Annotated in this window: 16 protein-coding genes, 1 tRNA gene and 1 pseudogene; 11 read left to right on the top strand and 7 right to left on the bottom strand. The window is 72.5% G+C overall.

Annotated elements, in window-relative coordinates:
- The first annotated feature begins 29 nt into the window (after nt 1–29).
- Entirely contained in the window at nt 30–1022 is a 993-nt protein-coding gene (locus ACTRO_RS28380; RefSeq protein WP_211244436.1) for an ABC transporter permease, read from the top strand.
- Between the two features lie 27 nt (nt 1023–1049).
- Here the strand turns inward: ACTRO_RS28380 and ACTRO_RS28385 are convergent, their stop codons facing one another.
- The 3 genes from ACTRO_RS28385 to ACTRO_RS28395 all read right to left on the bottom strand — a co-directional run bounded on the left by ACTRO_RS28385 (nt 1050) and on the right by ACTRO_RS28395 (nt 3300).
- A complete protein-coding gene (locus ACTRO_RS28385) occupies nt 1050–1955 on the bottom strand; it encodes a M48 family metalloprotease (RefSeq protein WP_425394864.1) in 906 nt (301 codons plus the stop codon).
- 242 nt (nt 1956–2197) lie between these two features.
- Nucleotides 2198–3154: a hypothetical protein gene (locus ACTRO_RS28390; protein ID WP_157436503.1), complete on the bottom strand. Its 957-nt coding sequence runs from the start codon at nt 3152–3154 to the stop codon at nt 2198–2200.
- A 73-nt stretch (nt 3155–3227) separates the two neighbouring features.
- Nucleotides 3228–3300: transfer RNA gene (locus ACTRO_RS28395), tRNA-Arg, on the bottom strand.
- Between the two features lie 200 nt (nt 3301–3500).
- Between ACTRO_RS28395 and ACTRO_RS44045 the strand changes: the two genes are divergently transcribed.
- The 6 genes from ACTRO_RS44045 to ACTRO_RS28425 all read left to right on the top strand — a co-directional run bounded on the left by ACTRO_RS44045 (nt 3501) and on the right by ACTRO_RS28425 (nt 10284).
- Nucleotides 3501–5174 carry a P-loop NTPase family protein gene (locus ACTRO_RS44045; RefSeq protein ID WP_051451524.1) on the top strand — a complete coding sequence of 558 codons (1674 nt, stop codon included), beginning with the start codon at nt 3501–3503 and terminating at the stop codon, nt 5172–5174.
- Between the two features lie 58 nt (nt 5175–5232).
- Nucleotides 5233–6906: a GTPase gene (locus ACTRO_RS44050; RefSeq protein WP_051451525.1), complete on the top strand. Its 1674-nt coding sequence runs from the start codon at nt 5233–5235 to the stop codon at nt 6904–6906.
- A gap of 74 nt (nt 6907–6980) precedes the next feature.
- Nucleotides 6981–8645, top strand: coding sequence for an energy-dependent translational throttle protein EttA (gene ettA, locus ACTRO_RS28410; protein WP_034267934.1), 1665 nt, complete (start codon nt 6981–6983; stop codon nt 8643–8645).
- Between the two features lie 19 nt (nt 8646–8664).
- Nucleotides 8665–9141, top strand: a complete 477-nt coding sequence (locus tag ACTRO_RS28415; protein ID WP_157436886.1) for a thioesterase family protein — start codon at nt 8665–8667, stop codon at nt 9139–9141.
- A complete protein-coding gene (locus tag ACTRO_RS28420; RefSeq protein ID WP_034267936.1) occupies nt 9138–9785 on the top strand; it encodes a DUF8185 domain-containing protein in 648 nt (215 codons plus the stop codon). Before ACTRO_RS28415 ends, ACTRO_RS28420 begins: the two co-directional genes overlap by 4 nt.
- A 127-nt stretch (nt 9786–9912) precedes the next feature.
- Nucleotides 9913–10284 carry a cupin domain-containing protein gene (locus tag ACTRO_RS28425; RefSeq protein ID WP_034267939.1) on the top strand — a complete coding sequence of 124 codons (372 nt, stop codon included), beginning with the start codon at nt 9913–9915 and terminating at the stop codon, nt 10282–10284.
- Nucleotides 10285–10316: 32 nt separating this feature from the next.
- On the opposite strand, the gene ACTRO_RS28430 is transcribed toward ACTRO_RS28425, so the two are convergent.
- From ACTRO_RS28430 to ACTRO_RS28440, 3 genes are all read right to left on the bottom strand, one after another.
- Complete coding sequence (locus ACTRO_RS28430) at nt 10317–10805, bottom strand: GNAT family N-acetyltransferase (protein WP_051451526.1); 489 nt, start codon at nt 10803–10805, stop codon at nt 10317–10319.
- 277 nt (nt 10806–11082) lie between these two features.
- The gene (locus ACTRO_RS28435; RefSeq protein WP_034267942.1) at nt 11083–11481 is read right to left on the bottom strand and encodes a globin; all 399 of its coding nucleotides are present in this window, start codon (nt 11479–11481) and stop codon (nt 11083–11085) included.
- 76 nt (nt 11482–11557) lie between these two features.
- Nucleotides 11558–12565 (bottom strand): hypothetical protein, encoded by a 1008-nt coding sequence (locus ACTRO_RS28440; protein WP_034267944.1) that lies wholly within the window; start codon nt 12563–12565, stop codon nt 11558–11560.
- 343 nt (nt 12566–12908) lie between these two features.
- On the opposite strand from ACTRO_RS28440, the gene groES reads away from it, so the two are divergent.
- Both groES and groL read left to right on the top strand, forming a co-directional pair.
- On the top strand, nt 12909–13205 hold the full coding sequence (gene groES, locus ACTRO_RS28445; protein WP_034267947.1) for a co-chaperone GroES: 297 nt from the start codon (nt 12909–12911) through the stop codon (nt 13203–13205).
- 130 nt (nt 13206–13335) lie between these two features.
- Nucleotides 13336–14958, top strand: a complete 1623-nt coding sequence (gene groL, locus ACTRO_RS28450; protein ID WP_034267949.1) for a chaperonin GroEL — start codon at nt 13336–13338, stop codon at nt 14956–14958.
- 411 nt (nt 14959–15369) lie between these two features.
- Here the strand turns inward: groL and ACTRO_RS51115 are convergent.
- A pseudogene (locus tag ACTRO_RS51115) lies at nt 15370–15684 on the bottom strand (WhiB family transcriptional regulator); the annotation flags it as partial.
- A 125-nt stretch (nt 15685–15809) separates the two neighbouring features.
- Here ACTRO_RS51115 and ACTRO_RS50470 point away from each other — a divergent pair.
- Entirely contained in the window at nt 15810–16178 is a 369-nt protein-coding gene (locus ACTRO_RS50470) for a MerR family transcriptional regulator (RefSeq protein WP_084316588.1), read from the top strand.
- Nucleotides 16179–16444: 266 nt separating this feature from the next.
- Nucleotides 16445–17056: a response regulator transcription factor gene (locus tag ACTRO_RS28465; protein ID WP_034267954.1), complete on the top strand. Its 612-nt coding sequence runs from the start codon at nt 16445–16447 to the stop codon at nt 17054–17056.
- The last annotated feature ends 223 nt before the right edge of the window (nt 17057–17279 follow it).

A 17279-nucleotide genomic window follows, 5' to 3' on the forward strand; every position in this document is an offset into this window, starting at 1 on the left:
CGCAGATCTGGCAGGGGAGTGGAGCGGGCGTGGCTACGGAGACGGCGGAACCTGCGGCAACCGCGTCGGCGCCGACGGCACCGGCAGCACCGTCGCCACCTGGAACAGCCGCAAAGGCGCCGGCCGCACTGGCCGCGCTGGCCGGGCCGGAAGCGGACGCATCCGCCACCACTGTCCCCACGAACAAGCGACGCTCCGTCACCGCCCGCCTCGGCGGCTGGCTGCTGGTGAATGAGCTGCGCACGATGTTCCGGCGCAACCGGAATCTCGTCCTGCTCGCCGCGCTCGCCGCGATCCCGGTCGCCATCGGCATCGCGATCAAGGTCACCGAGCACAGTCGTGGTCAGGACGCGGGCGGTTTCCTGACGCAGGTGTCGAACAACGGGCTCTTCCTCGTCTTCGCCGCGCTCTCGCTCACGTTGCCGATCTTCCTGCCCATGGCGCTCGGCGTCGTCTCCGGCGACTCGATCTCGGGCGAGGCGGCACAGGGCACGCTGCGGTACCTGCTGGTCGCGCCGGTCGGGCGGGTGCGCCTGCTCGCGGTCAAGGGCGTCTCGCTGGCGGTGTTCTGCCTGGTGTCCACGACCGTGGTCGCGCTCGCGGCGCTGGCGACGGGGCTGGCGCTGTTCCCGAGCGGCCCGGTGACGTTGCTCTCCGGCGACTCGATCGGCATGGGCGCGGCGACGGTGAAGGCGGCGTGGATCACGCTGCTGGTGGCCGCTTCGCTGCTCGGCCTGGCGGCCCTCGGCCTGTTCGTCAGCACGCTGACCGACACGCCGATCGCGGCCATGGCGGTGGCGACCGGAGTGACGATCGTGTGCGGAATCGTCCAGGCGATCCCGCAGCTCTCGTCGATCCAGCCGTGGCTCTACACGGCCCAGTGGCCGTCCTACGCGGACGTGCTGCGCGATCCGGTCTACCTCGCGGACATCGAGCACAACCTGGTGATCCAGGCCGGATACGTCGTGGTGTTCACGCTCGCGGCGTGGGCGCGGCTGACGACGCGTGACGTGAGCAGCTGAGTGACCGGGGCCGGGGGAGCGGCCGGCTCACTTCTCCACGGTGGTGCGGATGCCGGCGAGGCGCTCGAGGCGGGCGATGCGCTCGGCCACCGGCGGGTGGGTCGAGCACAGGCCGCGGAAGCCGCCGCGGCTCTTGGCCTCGCCGAAGGGGTGCACGATCATCAGGTGGCCGATGCCGGAGAGCGGTCCGGGGCCGCCGCGCAGCGGGTTCGCGCGCACGCCGGCTTCGAGCTTGCGCAGGGCGGTGGCGAGCGAGAGCGGGTCTCCGGTCAGCCGCGCGGCGCAGGCGTCCGCCTGGTACTCGCGGGAGCGGCCGACCGCGGTGCGCACCAGGACCGCCGCCAGCGGGCCGAGCAGGAAGGTGACCAGCAGGTCGGCCCAGCCCTCGTCGTCCTCGCTGCCGCCGAGGCCCGGCAGCAGCCAGAGCAGGCTGGCCGACCAGACCAGCGCGCCGGCCAGGGCGCCGGCCACCGAGGAGACCAGGACGTCGCGGTTGTAGACGTGCGCGAGCTCGTGCGCGATGACCGCGCGCAGCTCGTGCTCGTCCAGGGTGCGCAGCAGGCCGACCGTACAGCACACCGAGGCGTTGCGCGGGTCGCGGCCGGCCGCGAATGCGTTGGGGGATTCGGTCGGGGAGACGTAGATCCGCGGCATCGGGCGCCGCGCCTGGTAGGAGAGCTCCCGCACGATCCGGTAGAGCACCGGCGCGCCGGCTTCGCCGATCGGCTGGGCGTGCATGGTGCGCAGAGCGAGGGTGTCGGCGTTGTGATACGCGTAGCCCAGCACGACGACCAGCACCACGACGGCCACCACCAGGCCCTCGCGCCCGCCGGAGAGCTCGCCCGTGCCGAGGGCGAGCAGACTGAACACTGAGATCAGCACGACGGTCTTCGTCCGTGCCGAACCCACCAGTCCAGTTCTGCGCATCCTCAACGTCCCGCTGTCCGCTCGAGTCCAGTGCTGCCCGAAAGCCGTGCTTACGAAGAAAACCTATGCCGTCTGCGGACGGCGTGCCGCTTCAAGGCTCCGCGAGTTCGCTTCGCCCTGCCCGTGCCGCCCGACATCCAGTCCAACGATCACCCCTGGCCACCGGTTCCCGCGGCTTGCCGGGAGCTCTGGCCGGGCGTCGTGAGGTCGCGCCGGGCGCCAAGGGGTGGCGGCACGGCGCGGGAAGGTCAGAACAGCAGCATGGCGGCGAGGTCCACGTCCCCCTCGCCGTCGGCGATCGTCTCCGGCGCCGGGGCGGTGGCCGAGGGCGTCGGGCTGGCCGACGGGGTGGGCGAGGGCCCTCCCAGGTTCGAGAGGTCCACCTCGTATCCGGCCGTGCTCGTGGCGGTGGCCGAGATGTCGATGGCCGCGGGCAGACCCAGCTTGTAGATCACCTTGGCCAGTTTCCCGCTGCCGGTCAGCGTCTCCACGTCGACCTCGACCTTGGTCGTGCCCGCCTTGCGCAGCGCCTCGGAGTCGAGCAGCGAACTCGGCACGTTGGGCAGCTGGGCCAGGTCGATCACCTGGGAGAACACGTCGACGCTGGCGCCGCCTAGCCCGGTGACGCCCTCCATTTTCAGGTCCTGGGCCTGGAAGAGCACCTGCCACCAGCCGGAATGCATCGCGTCGTTCTGCCAGGTGGCGTTCACCTGGGTGGTGTTCCACTGCTTGTCCGCGAGGTCGCCGGTCTGCTGCGCGGTCGGGATCGTGCTGTAGAGCCGCGTCTGGGTCTCGACGGCGGAGGCGTCGTCGGTGGTGGTGGTGCCGGAGCCGAGGGTCTCGATCGTGCCGGTCAGGTTCGCGGCGCCGGACGGGGCGAACGGGCCGGTCAGCATCGTCATGACGTTGACGCTGCCGCCGCTCGTGACCTGGATCGTGTTGTAGGTTATGGTCCCGCTCTGCGGATTGAGCAGCCACTGCTCCAGTTCCGTCGAGGCGTTGAGTTCGGCGGTCCTGGTCGCCGCCGGGACGCTGGCGCTGGTGGTGGCGGTGGGGCTCTGGGTGGGGGCGCCCATCGGCACGGTGGTGCCGCAGGCCGCCGCAGCCAGGACCAGGCCGGCCGCCACCGCCGCCGCGGCCAACGCCGCGCGCGGCCCGCGGCCGAAGGCCGTCGCCGCCGTGCGCACCCGACGTCCGCGCGCCACCGTGCCTCCTGATCTCCGTTCCACCGCGGCCGCCGTCAGGCGATCCCGCGGGTCTTGCCGTCCGCAGCCGCTGCGCCCCCGGCAGGACTCGAACCTGCGGCCAAGTGCTTAGAAGGCACCTGCTCTATCCGCTGAGCTACGGGGGCTTCTCGTTCGTCGCCGCTTAGGGTACCGGACCCGCCCCGGGCCGCGGCGGAGCGGAAGGTGCGCAACCGGACAGACCGGGACACCCCGCCCGGGCCCGGGCGCTCTGGCGCCGTTCCGCATCGAATTCGCAACGCAGAAGTTACCGTTCTAACCCGGCCCGGGGTTCCCTTGCCCCCACGGCTGCGGCCAGGATACCGCTGTGACGATCACAGGCCCGGACGCGGACCTGCTCAGCGCCGTAGGCGCACTGCGCGACCACATCGCGGCTCCACGCTTTCCGCTCGCCGCGGAAGGCGTCGCGGACGTGCGTGAAACCAGGATCGAGCTGCTCAACCGCATCGACGACTACCTCATCCCGCGGCTGCGCGAGCCGGGCGGCCCGCTGCACCTCGTCATCGGCGGCTCCACCGGCGTCGGCAAGTCCACGCTGGTCAACTCCCTGGTCCGGTACGACCTGACCAGGGCCGGAGTGCTGCGGCCGACCACGCGCGGGGCGGTGCTGTGCGTCAATCCGGCGGACGTGGCCGCCGCCACCGGCCCGCACCGGCTGCTGCCGGCCTTCTCCCGGGACGGCGCGGTCCGGGTCGCCGCGGGCACGCCGCTGACCGGCGGCCGGCCGGAGGGGTTCACCCTGGCCGCGCACCCGGCGATTCCGTACGGGCTCGCGCTGATCGACGCGCCCGACGTCAACTCGGTCGCCCAGGGCAACCGGGAGACCGGGCGGCGGCTGCTGGGCGCCGCGGACAGCTGGCTGCTGGTGAGCTCGGCCGAGCGCTACGCGGACGCGGTGCCCTGGCAGCTGCTGCACGAGGCCTGGCGGCGCCGGATGAACGTCGCGGTGGTGCTCAACCGGGTGCCGGCCGAGTCCGCCGCCGACGTCACCGGGGCGTTCGCGGAGATGCTCGACGCACACCTGCCGCAGGCCGCGGCCGAGATCCCGGTGTTCACAGTGCCGGAGACCACGCTGACCGCCGGGCTGATCCCGGAGTACCTGCTCGACCAGCTGGCCACCTGGCTGCACGCGGTCAGCCAGGATCCGCAGGTGCGGCTGGCGGCGGTGCGCCGCACCGTGCTCGGCCTGCTCGACGACCTGCCGCAGCAGATAGCCGCGCTCTACGAGGCCCTGGCCGCGCAGGTCGAGCAGGCCAACCGGCTGCGGGTGCAGGCCGACCTGGCCTACTCGGGCGAGCGCGCCGCCCTGCACGACGCGGTGGCCGCGGGCGAGCTGATCGGCGGCGCCGCGCTGGTGGAATGGCAGACGATGATCGGACCCGGCCGGGTCGAGGGGCTGCTCGACGCCTCCTCCGGCGCGGGCGGGACGGCCCGCCGGCTGCTGCTGGCCGCGGTGGCCGACCAGGTCGCCGCCGCGGTCGCGCGCTCCTCCGACCAGGTGGCGCAGGCCTGGCGGGGCGTGGTGCCGGTGGAGGAGGAGGACCGGCTCGCGGTCACCGCCGGATCCCGGGCCGGCGCGGTCGCGCCGGAGCTCGAGGAGTGGGCGAACCGGCTCGGCGAGCTGATCGCGCGCACCCGGATGCAGAGCGAGGAGGGACGGCCCGAGCCGGACTTCCGGATCGCGGTGCTGATCGCGCTGGTGCTGTGCGGCCGCGAGCTGCCCCGGCAGCGCCGTCGGCGCCGGGCCGAGCCGCCGATCCCGGCCGTGGCCGCCACCCGGCGGCTGGCCGACCAGGTCTTCCCCGGCGGGCTGGCCGAGCGGCTGGCCGAGCAGGCCGCGGCCGCGCTCGACGCCTCGCTCGGCGCGCTGTTCGACCGGTACGCCTACCGGCACCAGCGGGTGCTCTCGGAGCTCGGCGTGGATCCGGACGCGGCCAAGTCGCTGCTCGAGGCCGGTTACGCGGTGCAGCGGGCGCGATGAGGCACGCGGCGGGGACGGGCACGGCGGTCGAGGGCGGCACGGACGGGAGAAACAGGCGATGACACAGGCGCAGGCCACTTCGCCGGGAGCCGGCACCGGCGCCCGGCTGGACGCGCTCGGCCGGGTCGTCGAGCTCGCCGAGGACCGGCTGGCCGCCCCCGAGCTGGCCCCGGCCCGCGAGCTGCTGGCCCGCGCGGCCGAGCGGTACGCGCTCTCGGCCGAGCACACCCTGGTGGTGCTCGGCGGGTCCACCGGCGTGGGCAAGTCCTCGCTGTTCAACGCGCTGGTCGGGATCGGCCTCTCGCCGGTCGCGGTGCGCCGCCCGACCACCTCGGAGCCGCTGGCCTGCGTCTGGGAGGCCGAGCGGCTGGAGGAGGCGCGGCCGCTGCTCGACCGGCTCGGGGTGGACCAGCGCAAGCAGCTGTGCCGGGAGTCGCCGCTCGACCTGGGCCGGCGCTCGCCCGGCCAGGCCCCGCCGCCGCGCGATCCGCTGGCCGGGCTGGTGCTGGTGGACCTGCCGGACCACGACTCGACCCGGCTCGAGCACCGGGCCGTGGTGGACCGTGCGGTCGAGTTCGCCGACCTGTTGATCTGGGTGACCGATCCGCAGAAGTACGCCGACGCCTCCTGGCACGACGACTATCTCAAGCCGCTGTCCTCGCACAGCGGGGTCACCCTCGTTCTGCTCAACCAGATGGACAAGCTGCCGGCCGGCTCGGGCCCCGAGTGCGTGGCCGACCTGCGCCGGCTGCTCGACCTCGACGGCCTGCACGAGGCCGAGGTGCTTCCGGTCTCCGCCCGCACCGGCGAGGGCCTGGCGCAGCTGCGTGCGCGGCTGGCCGACGTGGTCACCGGCCGCCGGGCCGCCGCCGATCGGCTGGGCGCGGACGTGGACCGGGTCGCGACGGACCTCTCTCCGCTGCTCGGCGCGCCCGCCGCGGGAGGACCCGCGCCCGCCCCGACCGACACCGGCACGATCGTGCCCGGGCCGCGGCCGGTCGATCAGGTCTCTGACGGTGACCGGGAGCGGGCGCTGTCCGGCCTGCGCGCGGCCGCCGGCGTGGCCAGCCTGGCCGACGCGGTCGCCGCGCGGGCGGTGGCCCGCACGCTGACCGCCGTCTCGAGCCCGTTGCGCGGCCTCGGCCGGATCTGGCGCGGCGGGCAGGCCCGCAGCCTGCCGGTGGTCGGTCCGGACGCACCCGCGGCCGTGCCGGTGGACCGCGGCGGCCTGGACCAGGTGCTCGGCCAGTTCGCGCGTTCGGCCACGCACCAGCTGCCGGAGGAGTGGGGCCGCTCCGTGCGCGCCCGGATCACCGGCTCCCGGCGCGAGGTGGCCGAGCAGCTCGACCTCGCGTTGAGCCAGTGCGAGCTGTCCGCGGTGGACGGCGCGAGCGCGGGCACCGGCGCCGCGCGGTCCGGACACGTGATCCTGCTCGTGCTCGGGGCCCTCGGCTTGGTGAGCGGACTCGGCGGCGTGGCCGGCGCGTTGCCCGGCGGGCTCGGCGGCTTGGGCTTCGCGGTGGCGGCGCTCGGCGCGGCGGGTTCGATCCTGCTCGACCTGCGGGCGCGGGCCTCGGCCCGGGCCCGGGCGACGAAGTCGGGGCAGGTGGCCGCCGGGTCGCTCTCGGTGGAGCTCGCCGCCGTGGCCCAGGACGCGATGTTCGCCCCGGCCGCCGAGGAGCTGGACCGCTACCGGCGCGCGCTGGAGGCCTTCGGCACGGTCGCGCGCTGACCGGTCGGGCCCGGAGCCGTCCACAGCCGTGAAGGCGGCGAGGAGCGGGCGTAGGGGCCGATAGACTTACCTGCATGGCTGAGTTCATCTACACCCTGCGCAAGGCCCGTAAGGCCCACGGCGACAAGGTCATCCTCGACGACGTGACGCTGAGTTTCCTGCCGGGTGCGAAGATCGGCGTGGTCGGTCCGAACGGCGCCGGCAAGTCCACCGTGCTGAAGATCATGGCAGGGCTCGAGCAGCCCTCGAACGGCGACGCGACGCTCAGCCCCGGCTACTCGGTCGGCATTCTGATGCAGGAGCCGGTGCTCAACGAGGAGAAGGACGTCCTCGGCAACATCCAGGAGGGCGTCGCCGAGACCAAGGCGATGCTCGACCGGTTCAACGAGGTCGCCGAGCTGATGGCCACCGACTACTCGGACGAGCTGCTGGCCGAGATGGGCACGCTGCAGGAGCAGCTCGACCACCGCGATGCCTGGGACCTCGACGCCCAGCTCGAGCAGGCCATGGACGCGCTGCGCTGCCCGCCGCCCGACGCCGATGTCAAGGTCCTGTCCGGTGGCGAGAAGCGCCGGGTGGCGCTGTGCAAGCTGCTGCTCGAGGCGCCCGACCTGCTGCTGCTGGACGAGCCCACCAACCACCTGGACGCCGAGTCCGTGCTCTGGCTCGAGCAGCACCTCGCGAAGTACCCCGGCACCGTCGTCGCGATCACCCACGACCGGTACTTCCTGGACAACGTCGCGCAGTGGATCCTCGAGCTCGACCGTGGCCGCGCCTACCCCTACGAGGGCAACTACTCGACCTACCTCGAGAGCAAGGCCGCGCGGCTGAAGGTGGAGGGGCAGAAGGACGCCAAGCGCGCCAAGCGGCTCAAGGAAGAGCTCGAATGGGTGCGCTCGAACGCCAAGGGCCGCCAGGCCAAGTCCAAGGCGCGCCTGTCCCGGTACGAGGAGATGGCGGCCGAGGCGGAGAAGACCCGGAAGCTGGACTTCGAGGAGATCCAGATCCCGCCGGGCCCGCGCCTGGGCAGCGTCGTGGTCGAGGTGGAGGAGCTCAACAAGGGCTTCGGCGAGCGGGTGCTGATCGACGGCCTCAGCTTCACCCTGCCGCGCAACGGCATCGTCGGCGTGGTCGGGCCGAACGGCGCGGGCAAGACCACGCTGTTCAAGACGATCGTGGGCCTCGAGGAGGCGGACGCGGGCAAGGTCAAGATCGGCGAGACGGTCAAGATCTCGTACGTGGACCAGGGCCGCGGCGGCATCGACCCGAAGAAGACGCTGTGGGAGGTCGTCTCCGACGGGCTCGACTACATCCACGTCGGCCAGGTCGAGATGCCCTCGCGCGCCTACGTCTCGGCGTTCGGATTCAAGGGCCCGGACCAGCAGAAGCCGGCCGGGATCCTCTCCGGCGGCGAGCGCAACCGGCTGAACCTGGCGCTGACCCTCAAGCAGGGCGGCAACCTGCTGCTGCTCGACGAGCCGACCAACGACCTCGACGTCGAGACGCTCTCCTCGCTGGAGAACGCGCTGCTCGACTTCCCGGGCTGCGCGGTGGTCGTCTCGCACGACCGCTGGTTCCTGGACCGGGTGGCCACGCACATCCTGGCCTACGAGGGCGACTCGAAGTGGTTCTGGTTCGAGGGCAACTTCGAGTCCTACGAGAAGAACAAGGTCGAGCGGCTCGGCCCTGAGGCGGCCCGCCCGCACCGGGTCACCTACCGGAAGCTCACCCGTGACTGATACCGCGCCCATAACCGCGATCCGCCGGGACGAGGAAGAGCCCGCGGCCGCTTCGGCCGGCCGCAGGCACGTCTACCTGTGCCCGCTGCGGTGGGCGGACATGGACTCGTACGGGCACGTGAACAACGTGGAGTACCTGCGCTACCTGGAGCAGGCCCGCGTGGACTGGATGTTCGAGACGGCGCGCGAGGCCGGGGTGGAGCAGTTCAGCCTCGGCACGGTGGTCGCGCGCCACGAGATCGAGTACAAGCGGCCGCTGGTGTACCGGGCCGCTCCGGTCCGGGTGGAGATCTGGGTGACCAAGATCAACGCGGCGTCGTTCACCTGCGCCTACGAGGTGCGCGACGAGGACGTGCTGTACGCGGTGGCGCAGACCACGCTGGTGCCGTTCGACCTGGCCGCGCAGCGGCCGCGCCGGATCCTGCCGGAGGAGAACTTCTACCTGCGCCAGTATCTGCAGGAGCCGGCCGCGCCCGAGGCGGGACGGCGGGCATGACAGCGGTCGAGTTCGGCAGCGGCCGGGACGGCGCGGCGCTCGGGGCGTACCTGCAGCGCCTGCTGCACTTCGACAAGTCGGCGGCGGTGCGCGTGGTCGGAGTCGGCCACGCGCTCGCGGCCTACGCCGGACCGCCCTTCGGCGGGCAGCCGGTGCTGGCGCTGCGGCTGGCCGCGCTCAAGCCGGACACGCCGCCGTTCGACGTCACGGTGGCGGCCGGCGCGCTGCTCGAGGGCTTGGCCGAGGACGATCAGACGCTGACCCTGCCGCGGCCGCTGACCGGCGGCCCGTCCTGGGCGGGCCTGCTGCCGCCGCGCACCGGCTGGACCAGGCTGGGCCTGGTCTCGGTGCGCGCGTTGGCGCAGGCCGCGAACGAGGGCAACTCCGACTTCCGCTTCCGCGCGCTGGGTCTGGACCGCTCCGGTCTGGACGCGTTGGGCGAGGAGATCTGGTCGCGCGCCGTGCAGAGTGTGGACGGAGCGGACGGTGCGAGCACGCTGACGCTCCGGACCGCCCACGCCGCGCACGCGCTGGGCTTCCTGGGGCCGGGTCCGGAGGCCTCGGAGGAGTTCGCGCCGCTGGCCCGGATCGGGCGCTGGCTGCGTCTGGACGCGCCGTACGGCACCGTCCTGCAGCGAGACTGACGCAGCCCTGGATTGCCGCGCGGCGTCACCCGCATGGCCCAACGCTGTGTGGACACTGCCCCTAGGCGGGACTTGGCTGGAGAGACGAGCAACCGGACGGTGCTCATCGAAACCCCTGGAGGCGGCCATGTCCGTCATGATCCACAAGAGCCTCGACAGCCCGGAAGAGGTGAGGCCCTTCGAAGACGACATGGGCCACCTCGACATGGTCAACCTCGGCGCCGCGCCGGTGGGCCGCGCGGTGTTCGAGCCGGGCTGGCGCTGGTCCGAGCACGTCAAGCCGATCGCCAAGACCGACAGCTGCGAGATGGCGCACACCGGATACGTCGTCTCCGGCCGGATCACGATCGCCATGGACAGCGGCGAGAAGGACACCTACGAGCCGGGCGACTTCATGATCGTCCCGCCCGGGCACGACGCCTGGGTCGAGGGTGACGAGGCGTGCGTCGTCATCGACTGGCAGGGCTACGCCGACTACGCGAAGCCCCCAGCCGACTGAGGCCGGGCCGAGCCTGATTTACCGTCACCACCTCACAGGGCCTTGACGAAGCCCAGGTACTCCAGCCCCGGCTGCCCGAGCGGCTCGTAGCCGCAGGCGCGGAGGGCGAGCCGCAGCGTCTCGTGGCCGGGCTCGGCCACGGCGTACAGGCGCGAGTATCCGGCCCGCCTGGCCAGCGGTTCGAGGTGGCGCAGCACCCGCCGAGCCAGCCCGTTGCGGCGCAGTTCCGGCCGGGTCCAGAGCTGGGCGAGCTCGGCGGTGGTGTTGTCGTAGCGGCGGAATCCGCCGCCCGCCGCGGGCGAGCCGTCCGCGCCGCGCACGCCGATCAGGGCGCCGCCGAGCCAGGTCTCGTATTCACGCGGATCAGACTCCAGATAGCGGGCGGCGGCCGCGCCGCCGCGGGCCGACTCCTCGGCCAGGAAGGACGCCGCGAGCTCCACCGCGAGCGCGTCGGCGGACTCGAGCAGCAGGACGTCGGGCGGATCGATCAGGGCAGGGGAGGGCGCGAGCAGGGTGCGCATGGATGACTCACCTCTGAGAAGGGGGACGGCGGAATCGTGCGGCTGTCAGAGGGAGCAGCGACACGACGAGGACCACACCCGGCACAGATCGATGTGCTCACGGGTGACCAGCGCGATGGCTATGGCGCTGTCCGTCGTCATGGTTCATTGGTATCAGGCTTCTCCGTGCCCGGCAACGGGCGCGGATCTTTCCGAGGGCGCGCGGAATCCGGCGCGCGCTCCGGTTTCAGCCTGCTGATACTCGGGCCCCGGCGGGCCGTACCGGGGCGCGAACGGCTCAGGCGTTGAGCATGAAGGTGGCGGCGTGCTCGAGGTACGCCCACAGTTCGTCGCGGTCCGCCGGCGCCAGGTCCTGCGCGTCCACGGCCGCGCGCATGTGCCGCAGCCAGCGGTCCCTGGCCGCGACGTCGATGTGGAACGAGGCGTGCCGCATCCGCAGCCGCGGGTGTCCGCGCTGCTCGGAGTAGGTGCGCGGGCCGCCCCAGTACTGGATCAGGAACATCCGCAGCCGCTCCTCGGCCGGCTCCAGATCCTGCTCCGGGTACATCGCCCGCAGCTCAGGGTCCTCGGCCACGCCCTGGTAGAAGCCGTGCACGATGCGCCGGAACGGCTCCTCGCCGATCCGGTCGTACAGCGACTCGGTCGTCGCCTCGCCCGGACTCGGGATCGCGCTCACGTGCCCTCCACCACTGCGAAGTTCTTCACCCTGCCCGCCCATTGTCTCACTGTGCCGACGCCGACCGGGAGCGGGCCTAGGAGAGCCAGCCGCGTTCGTGCGCCTGCCAGCCCAGCTGCAGCCGCGTCGTCACCCCGGCCAGCTCCATCATGTGCGCCACCCGCCGCTGCACCGTGCGCAGGCCGAGGCCGAGCTGCTTGGCGATCGCCGCGTCGGTCGAGCCCACCAGCAGCAGCGACAGGATCCGCAGGTCCAGCGTGGTCGGCGCGCTGTCGGCCGAGGCCGCGTCCAGGCCGTCATCGGCCAGGCGTACCGGCACGGCCCGCTGCCAGACGTACTCGAACAGCCCCAGCATCGCCGTGACCAGGCCCGGAGCCCGGGAGACCAGCGCCATCGGCTCGCCCACCTCGTCCAGTCGGCGGCCCTCGCGTTCCGCCACCTGCGGGCTCTCGGTCAGCGGCAGCATCACCGTCCCGCGGTCCGCGATCAGCACGCGGGTGGAGACCGACTCGACCACGCGGATGCGCTCGGGCCCGAGGACCTCGCCGAGGACCGACTCCATCGCACCCGGCTCCTCGAGCATCGGCCGCTCGATCACCACCCGGTAGTGCACGCCGCGGCGCACCGCCTCCTCCTCGGCGAAGCTCTGGCCCGGCTCCACCACCTCGGGCGTGGACTGGACCAGCGCGAGCAGCTCGGTTTCGGCGCTCAGCTGGATGTGCTCGAAGCGCTGGCGCACCTGGTCCGCGCCGACGGCCACCTCCACCAGGTCGTGCATGCTGCGGGTCGAGGCCGAGTGGTAGGCCTCGGCCAGCGCGGCCGCGGTCAGCTCGGCCTGGCCGAGCGCGTGCCGCTGCGCGGTCAGCAGCGCGCCGAGGGCCAGCTGCGGCGGCGCCGTCTGCACCTGCCCGACCGCGTTGCGGCTGGCCAGGGCCTTGGCCTCGAGCATCTGGACCGACCGGTGGACCCGGTCGCGGTCCAGGCTCAGGCGCAGCGCGAGCGCCTCGACGCTGCTCGGACCCAGGTGGATCAGCTCGCGGTAGACGCGCTCGGTCAGCTCGTCGAGGCCGAGTATGCCGAGCACGTCACTCCCTTCGAGTGGTTCGTTTCGTCGTGTGGCGTGTCGCCCTGGCAGCGAGCATATCGACGCCTATCATGACCGGTTCCGGCCGGTCTGGGCCACTGCCCGCTCGTCTCCGGGCCGCCCCGCCGGCGCACGTCGGCCGCGTCCGCCGCGAGCTGGGCTTGCGCGCCCGCACCGGGGTTGGCACTCGGGTTGACCGAGTGCCAGCGCTCGGCATAATCTGCCGACTGGCACCCTCAGCCCGAGAGTGCCAAACGCGAACCCGTTCCTGGCACCCGCGACGACAGGACCCGGACTACTCGCTCCCAGACATGCGAACGTCTCCGAAGGAGAGGTCACGACTGTGGCTAACGTTGCCATCAAGCCGCTCGAGGACCGTGTGGTCGTCAAGCCGCTGGACGCCGAGCAGACCACCGCCTCCGGCCTGGTGATCCCGGACACCGCCAAGGAGAAGCCCCAGGAGGGCACCGTCCTGGCGGTCGGCCCCGGCCGCTTCGAGAACGGCAACCGGCTGCCCCTGGACGTCAAGGAAGGCGACGTCGTCCTGTACTCGAAGTACGGCGGCACCGAGGTCAAGTACAACGGCGAGGAGTACCTCGTCCTGTCGGCGCGCGACCTGCTCGCCGTCGTCTCGAAGTGAGCTAGCGCCCGCGTAGGCCGCGTTCCGTCCCGCCTCGGCTGAGAGAGCGGCGGGGCGCGGCCTTTCGCGCGCCGCTGGCCGGCCAGACCCCACGCATCGCACCCCCAGGACAAGAAGGGACTTGGCAGGCATGGCCAAGCAGCTGCAGTTCGACGAGGACGCCCGCCGTAAGCTCGAGCGCGGCGTCAACGCCCTCGCCGACGCGGTCAAGGTGACCATCGGCCCCAAGGGCCGCAACGTCGTGATCGACAAGAAGTTCGGCGCGCCGACCATCACCAACGACGGCGTCACCATCGCCCGCGAGGTCGAGCTCGAGGACCCGTACGAGAACCTCGGCGCCCAGCTCGCCAAGGAAGTGGCGACCAAGACCAACGACATCGCCGGCGACGGCACCACCACCGCGACCGTGCTGGCCCAGGCCATGGTGCGCGAGGGTCTGCGCAACGTGGCGGCCGGCGCCCAGCCGATCGCACTCAAGCGCGGCATCGACGCGGCGGTCAAGTCCGTCTCCGAGGCCCTGCTCGCCTCCGCCAAGCCGGTGGAGACGAAGGAGGCCATCGCGCAGGTCGGCTCGCTCTCCGCGCAGGACAAGGCGATCGGCGAGCTGATCGCCGAGGCCATGGACAAGGTCGGCAAGGACGGCGTGATCACCGTCGAGGAGTCCAACACCATGGGCCTCGACCTGGAGTTCACCGAGGGCATGCAGTTCGACAAGGGCTACCTGTCCCCGTACATGGTCACCGACCAGGAGCGCATGGAGGCCGTCCTGGAGGACGCCTACGTGCTGATCAACCAGGGCAAGGTCTCCGCGATCACCGACCTGCTGCCGATCCTGGAGAAGGTCGCCCAGGCCCGCAAGCCGCTGCTGATCATCGCCGAGGACGTCGACGGCGAGGCCCTGTCCACCCTGGTGGTCAACAAGATCCGCGGCACCTTCAACTCGGTCGCGGTCAAGGCCCCCGGCTTCGGCGACCGCCGCAAGGCGATGCTGCAGGACATGGCGATCCTCACCGGCGCCCAGGTGGTCTCGCCCGAGGTCGGCCTGAAGCTGGACCAGGTCGGCACCGAGGTGCTCGGCACCGCCCGCCGGGTGACCATCACCAAGGACGACACCACGATCGTGGACGGCGCCGGCGACGCCGGCGCCGTGGCCGACCGGATCAAGCAGATCAAGGCCGAGATCGAGAACTCGGACTCGGACTGGGACCGCGAGAAGCTGCAGGAGCGGCTGGCCAAGCTGGCCGGCGGCGTGTGCGTCATCCGTGTCGGCGCGGCCACCGAGGTCGAGCTGAAGGAGAAGAAGCACCGTCTCGAGGACGCGATCTCGGCCACCCGCGCCGCGGTCGAGGAGGGCATCGTCTCCGGCGGCGGCTCGGCCCTGGTGCACGCCGCCGCGGCCCTGTCCGACAACCTCGGCCTGCTCGGCGACGAGGCCACCGGTGTCTCGATCGTCCGCAAGGCCATGGTCGAGCCGCTGCGCTGGATCGCCGAGAACGCCGGCCTCGAGGGCTACGTGGTGACCGACAAGGTCTCCCGGCTCGAGGACGGCCACGGCCTGAACGCCGCCACCGGCGAGTACGTCGACCTGGTCGCGGCCGGCGTCATCGACCCGGTCAAGGTGACCCGCTCGGCCCTGGCCAACGCCGCGTCGATCGCCTCGATGCTGCTGACCACCGAGGCCCTCGTGGTGGAGAAGCCCGAGCCGGCCGAGGAGGCCGCCGGCCACGGCCACGGACACGGCCACAGCCACTAGGTGACGGCCGACGGCCGCGAGCCGCCAGGCGGCGGTCGTCAGTGCTCGAACGCCCCCGGATCCGTCGACGAGACGGGTCCGGGGGCGTTCGCCCGTTCGGCGTCAGACGTTCGCCGGCGTGCGCTTCTTCGTGGGGGCGGGGTTGGGGCCGCCCGGCTTGGCCGAACCCGCGCGCTTGCGCGGCCCGACCGGCTTGGCCACGGTCGGCAGCATCTTCGGCGGCGCGACCGGCAGCGCCGGGATGGTCGGCGCCGTCGGCTCGGCGGCGACCACGCCGGCCACGGCCGGCGCCGGTTCGAGCACCGGCTCGGCCACCGGCTCGGGCAGGGCCGTACTCGGCCCGGTGCGCCGCGCGAGCTCGCGCTCGTGGTCGCGCAGCAGCTTCTCCTTGAGCTTCGCCTTCTCGGCCAGCGCCGCCTTCTCCCGCACCGCGCGCGCCCGGACCAGCGCCTTCTGCCGCTGGTAGTGGGACTCGCGCTCCTCTTCGGTCATGCCGCCCCACACCCCGTAGGGCTCGCGCACCCGGAGCGCGTGCTCGCAGCACTGTTTCTGCACCGGGCAGTTGAGGCAGATCTCCTTGGCCGACTGCTCGCGGGCCGCGCGCGCCGCGCCCCGCTCGCCCTCGGGGTGGAAGAACAGCGAACTGTCCTTGCCGCGGCACAGACCGCGCAACTGCCAGTCCCAGAGATCCGCGTTCGGACCCGGCAGTCGGGAGTAGTCCGCCATGAGCACTCCTTGGATGATCTCGAGTGTTCCAGTGATTGGACGTCCAGTGACCGGCTATTCCCCGGTTCGAGTGGATTTGTCGGTATGGGCTCTATACCCATCGCTTGCTTCGGTATGAACCCGGTATGTCGACGCAGTTCGAACGGCCGAGCCCGCACCCTCCGAATGGCGCAGCCCGGTCCGGGGCGCACGCGATCGTCCTACCCGCCCCCCGGCGTCCTGACCAGGTCCTGCCCGCGCCGAGGCGCCCGCTAGCAGCCGCCGGGGGTTGCCGCAGGGCGGAGGCGGCCCGGCGGGCCGGGGTGGCGCCGAGCACCCTGCGCGGTTGGGAGCGGCGGCGGCTGGCCGGGCCGAGCGGCGCCATCGGCTACACCCCCTACGACATCGTCCGGCTGGAGGCGCTCGCCCGGCTGGTGCGCGCCGGGCAGTCCGCCGAGGACGCCGCGCGACGCCTGGACGCACTCGCGGCGGCCGGGGGGCGCGTGGCCGGGTGACCCCGGCCCGAGGTGGCGAAAAACCCCGTCACCTGTCCGAAGCCGCCTGTCGCGGGCTAGATTGAGTACAGCTCGCGGTGATCGCGCGGTCGCGCGGCGTGCTGGGGCGCACGGTCGGCCGTCGCTCGATCAGGTGATCACCGGAACGGGCCGAAATCGATCATGAGCAGGGGCGGACCGGAGAAGAACGCGGCCGGGGCGTAACGCTTTCGGGTGACGCTCGTTGAGTCTGACGGATCCTGGTCCGCAGTGCGTGGAGGCACCCCATGACATCCATTCTGGTCTGCGACGACTCACCCCTGGCCCGTGAAACCCTGCGCCGCGCGGTGGCTACCGTGCCCGGCGTCGACCGGGTCACGACCGCGAGCAGCGGGGAGGAGGTGTTGCGCCGCTGGACCGCCGACCGAGCCGATCTGGTGCTCATGGACGTGCGGATGCCCGGCCTCGGCGGGGTCGAGACGGTACGACGGCTCGTCTCGAGCGATCCGACCGCCCGCGTGGTCATGTTGACCATGGCCGAGGACCTCGACGGGGTCGCTCTGGCCGTCGCCTCGGGCGCCCGCGGGTATCTGCACAAGGACGCCTCGCGCGCCGAGCTGCGCGCCACCGTCTCCCAGGCTCTGGCCGACCCGACCTGGCGGCTGGCCCCGCGCCGGCTGCGGCCGGCCGAGGTGGGCTCCGCGCCCACCCTGACCGCCCGGGAGATCCAGGTGCTCGAGGGCATGAGCCACGGCCGGTCGAACGCGGAGATCGGCCGGGACCTGTTCCTGTCCGAGGACACCGTGAAGACCCATGCGCGCCGGCTGTTCAAGAAGCTCGGAGCGTCCGATCGGGCTCACGCGGTCGCGCTGGGCTTCCGTTGGGGCTTGGTCAGGTAGAGCGCGACCTCTGTGCCATCGGGGCGACGCTCCGCGGCCGGGGCTTCCGCTGGGGCCTGGTCCGCTGAGAACCGCTCGAATCGGCGGCGGCACGGGTTCGAGGACCCGCGCCCGCCGCGGGCGCGGGTTGCGCCCGGCCCGATCTCCCGGTACGGCGAAAGCGTCCTGGGGCACTGCTCGCCCAGGTTAGACTGGAGTGCATCCCACTCTTTCGCCGCCTGGG

Origin of the sequence: Actinospica robiniae DSM 44927 (genome assembly GCF_000504285.1) — a bacterium.
Classification (GTDB): Bacteria; Actinomycetota; Actinomycetes; order Streptomycetales; family Catenulisporaceae; genus Actinospica; species Actinospica robiniae.

Coding starts and splice junctions, on each gene's coding strand:
- ACTRO_RS44050 (WP_051451525.1), top strand. CDS start 5,233: ATGACACAGGCGCAGGCCACTTCGCCGGGAGCCGGCACCGGCGCCCGG.
- ettA (WP_034267934.1), top strand. CDS start 6,981: ATGGCTGAGTTCATCTACACCCTGCGCAAGGCCCGTAAGGCCCACGGC.
- ACTRO_RS28420 (WP_034267936.1), top strand. CDS start 9,138: ATGACAGCGGTCGAGTTCGGCAGCGGCCGGGACGGCGCGGCGCTCGGG.
- ACTRO_RS28425 (WP_034267939.1), top strand. CDS start 9,913: ATGTCCGTCATGATCCACAAGAGCCTCGACAGCCCGGAAGAGGTGAGG.
- ACTRO_RS28430 (WP_051451526.1), bottom strand. CDS start 10,805: ATGCGCACCCTGCTCGCGCCCTCCCCTGCCCTGATCGATCCGCCCGAC.
- groL (WP_034267949.1), top strand. CDS start 13,336: ATGGCCAAGCAGCTGCAGTTCGACGAGGACGCCCGCCGTAAGCTCGAG.
- ACTRO_RS50470 (WP_084316588.1), top strand. CDS start 15,810: ATGTCGACGCAGTTCGAACGGCCGAGCCCGCACCCTCCGAATGGCGCA.
- ACTRO_RS28465 (WP_034267954.1), top strand. CDS start 16,445: ATGACATCCATTCTGGTCTGCGACGACTCACCCCTGGCCCGTGAAACC.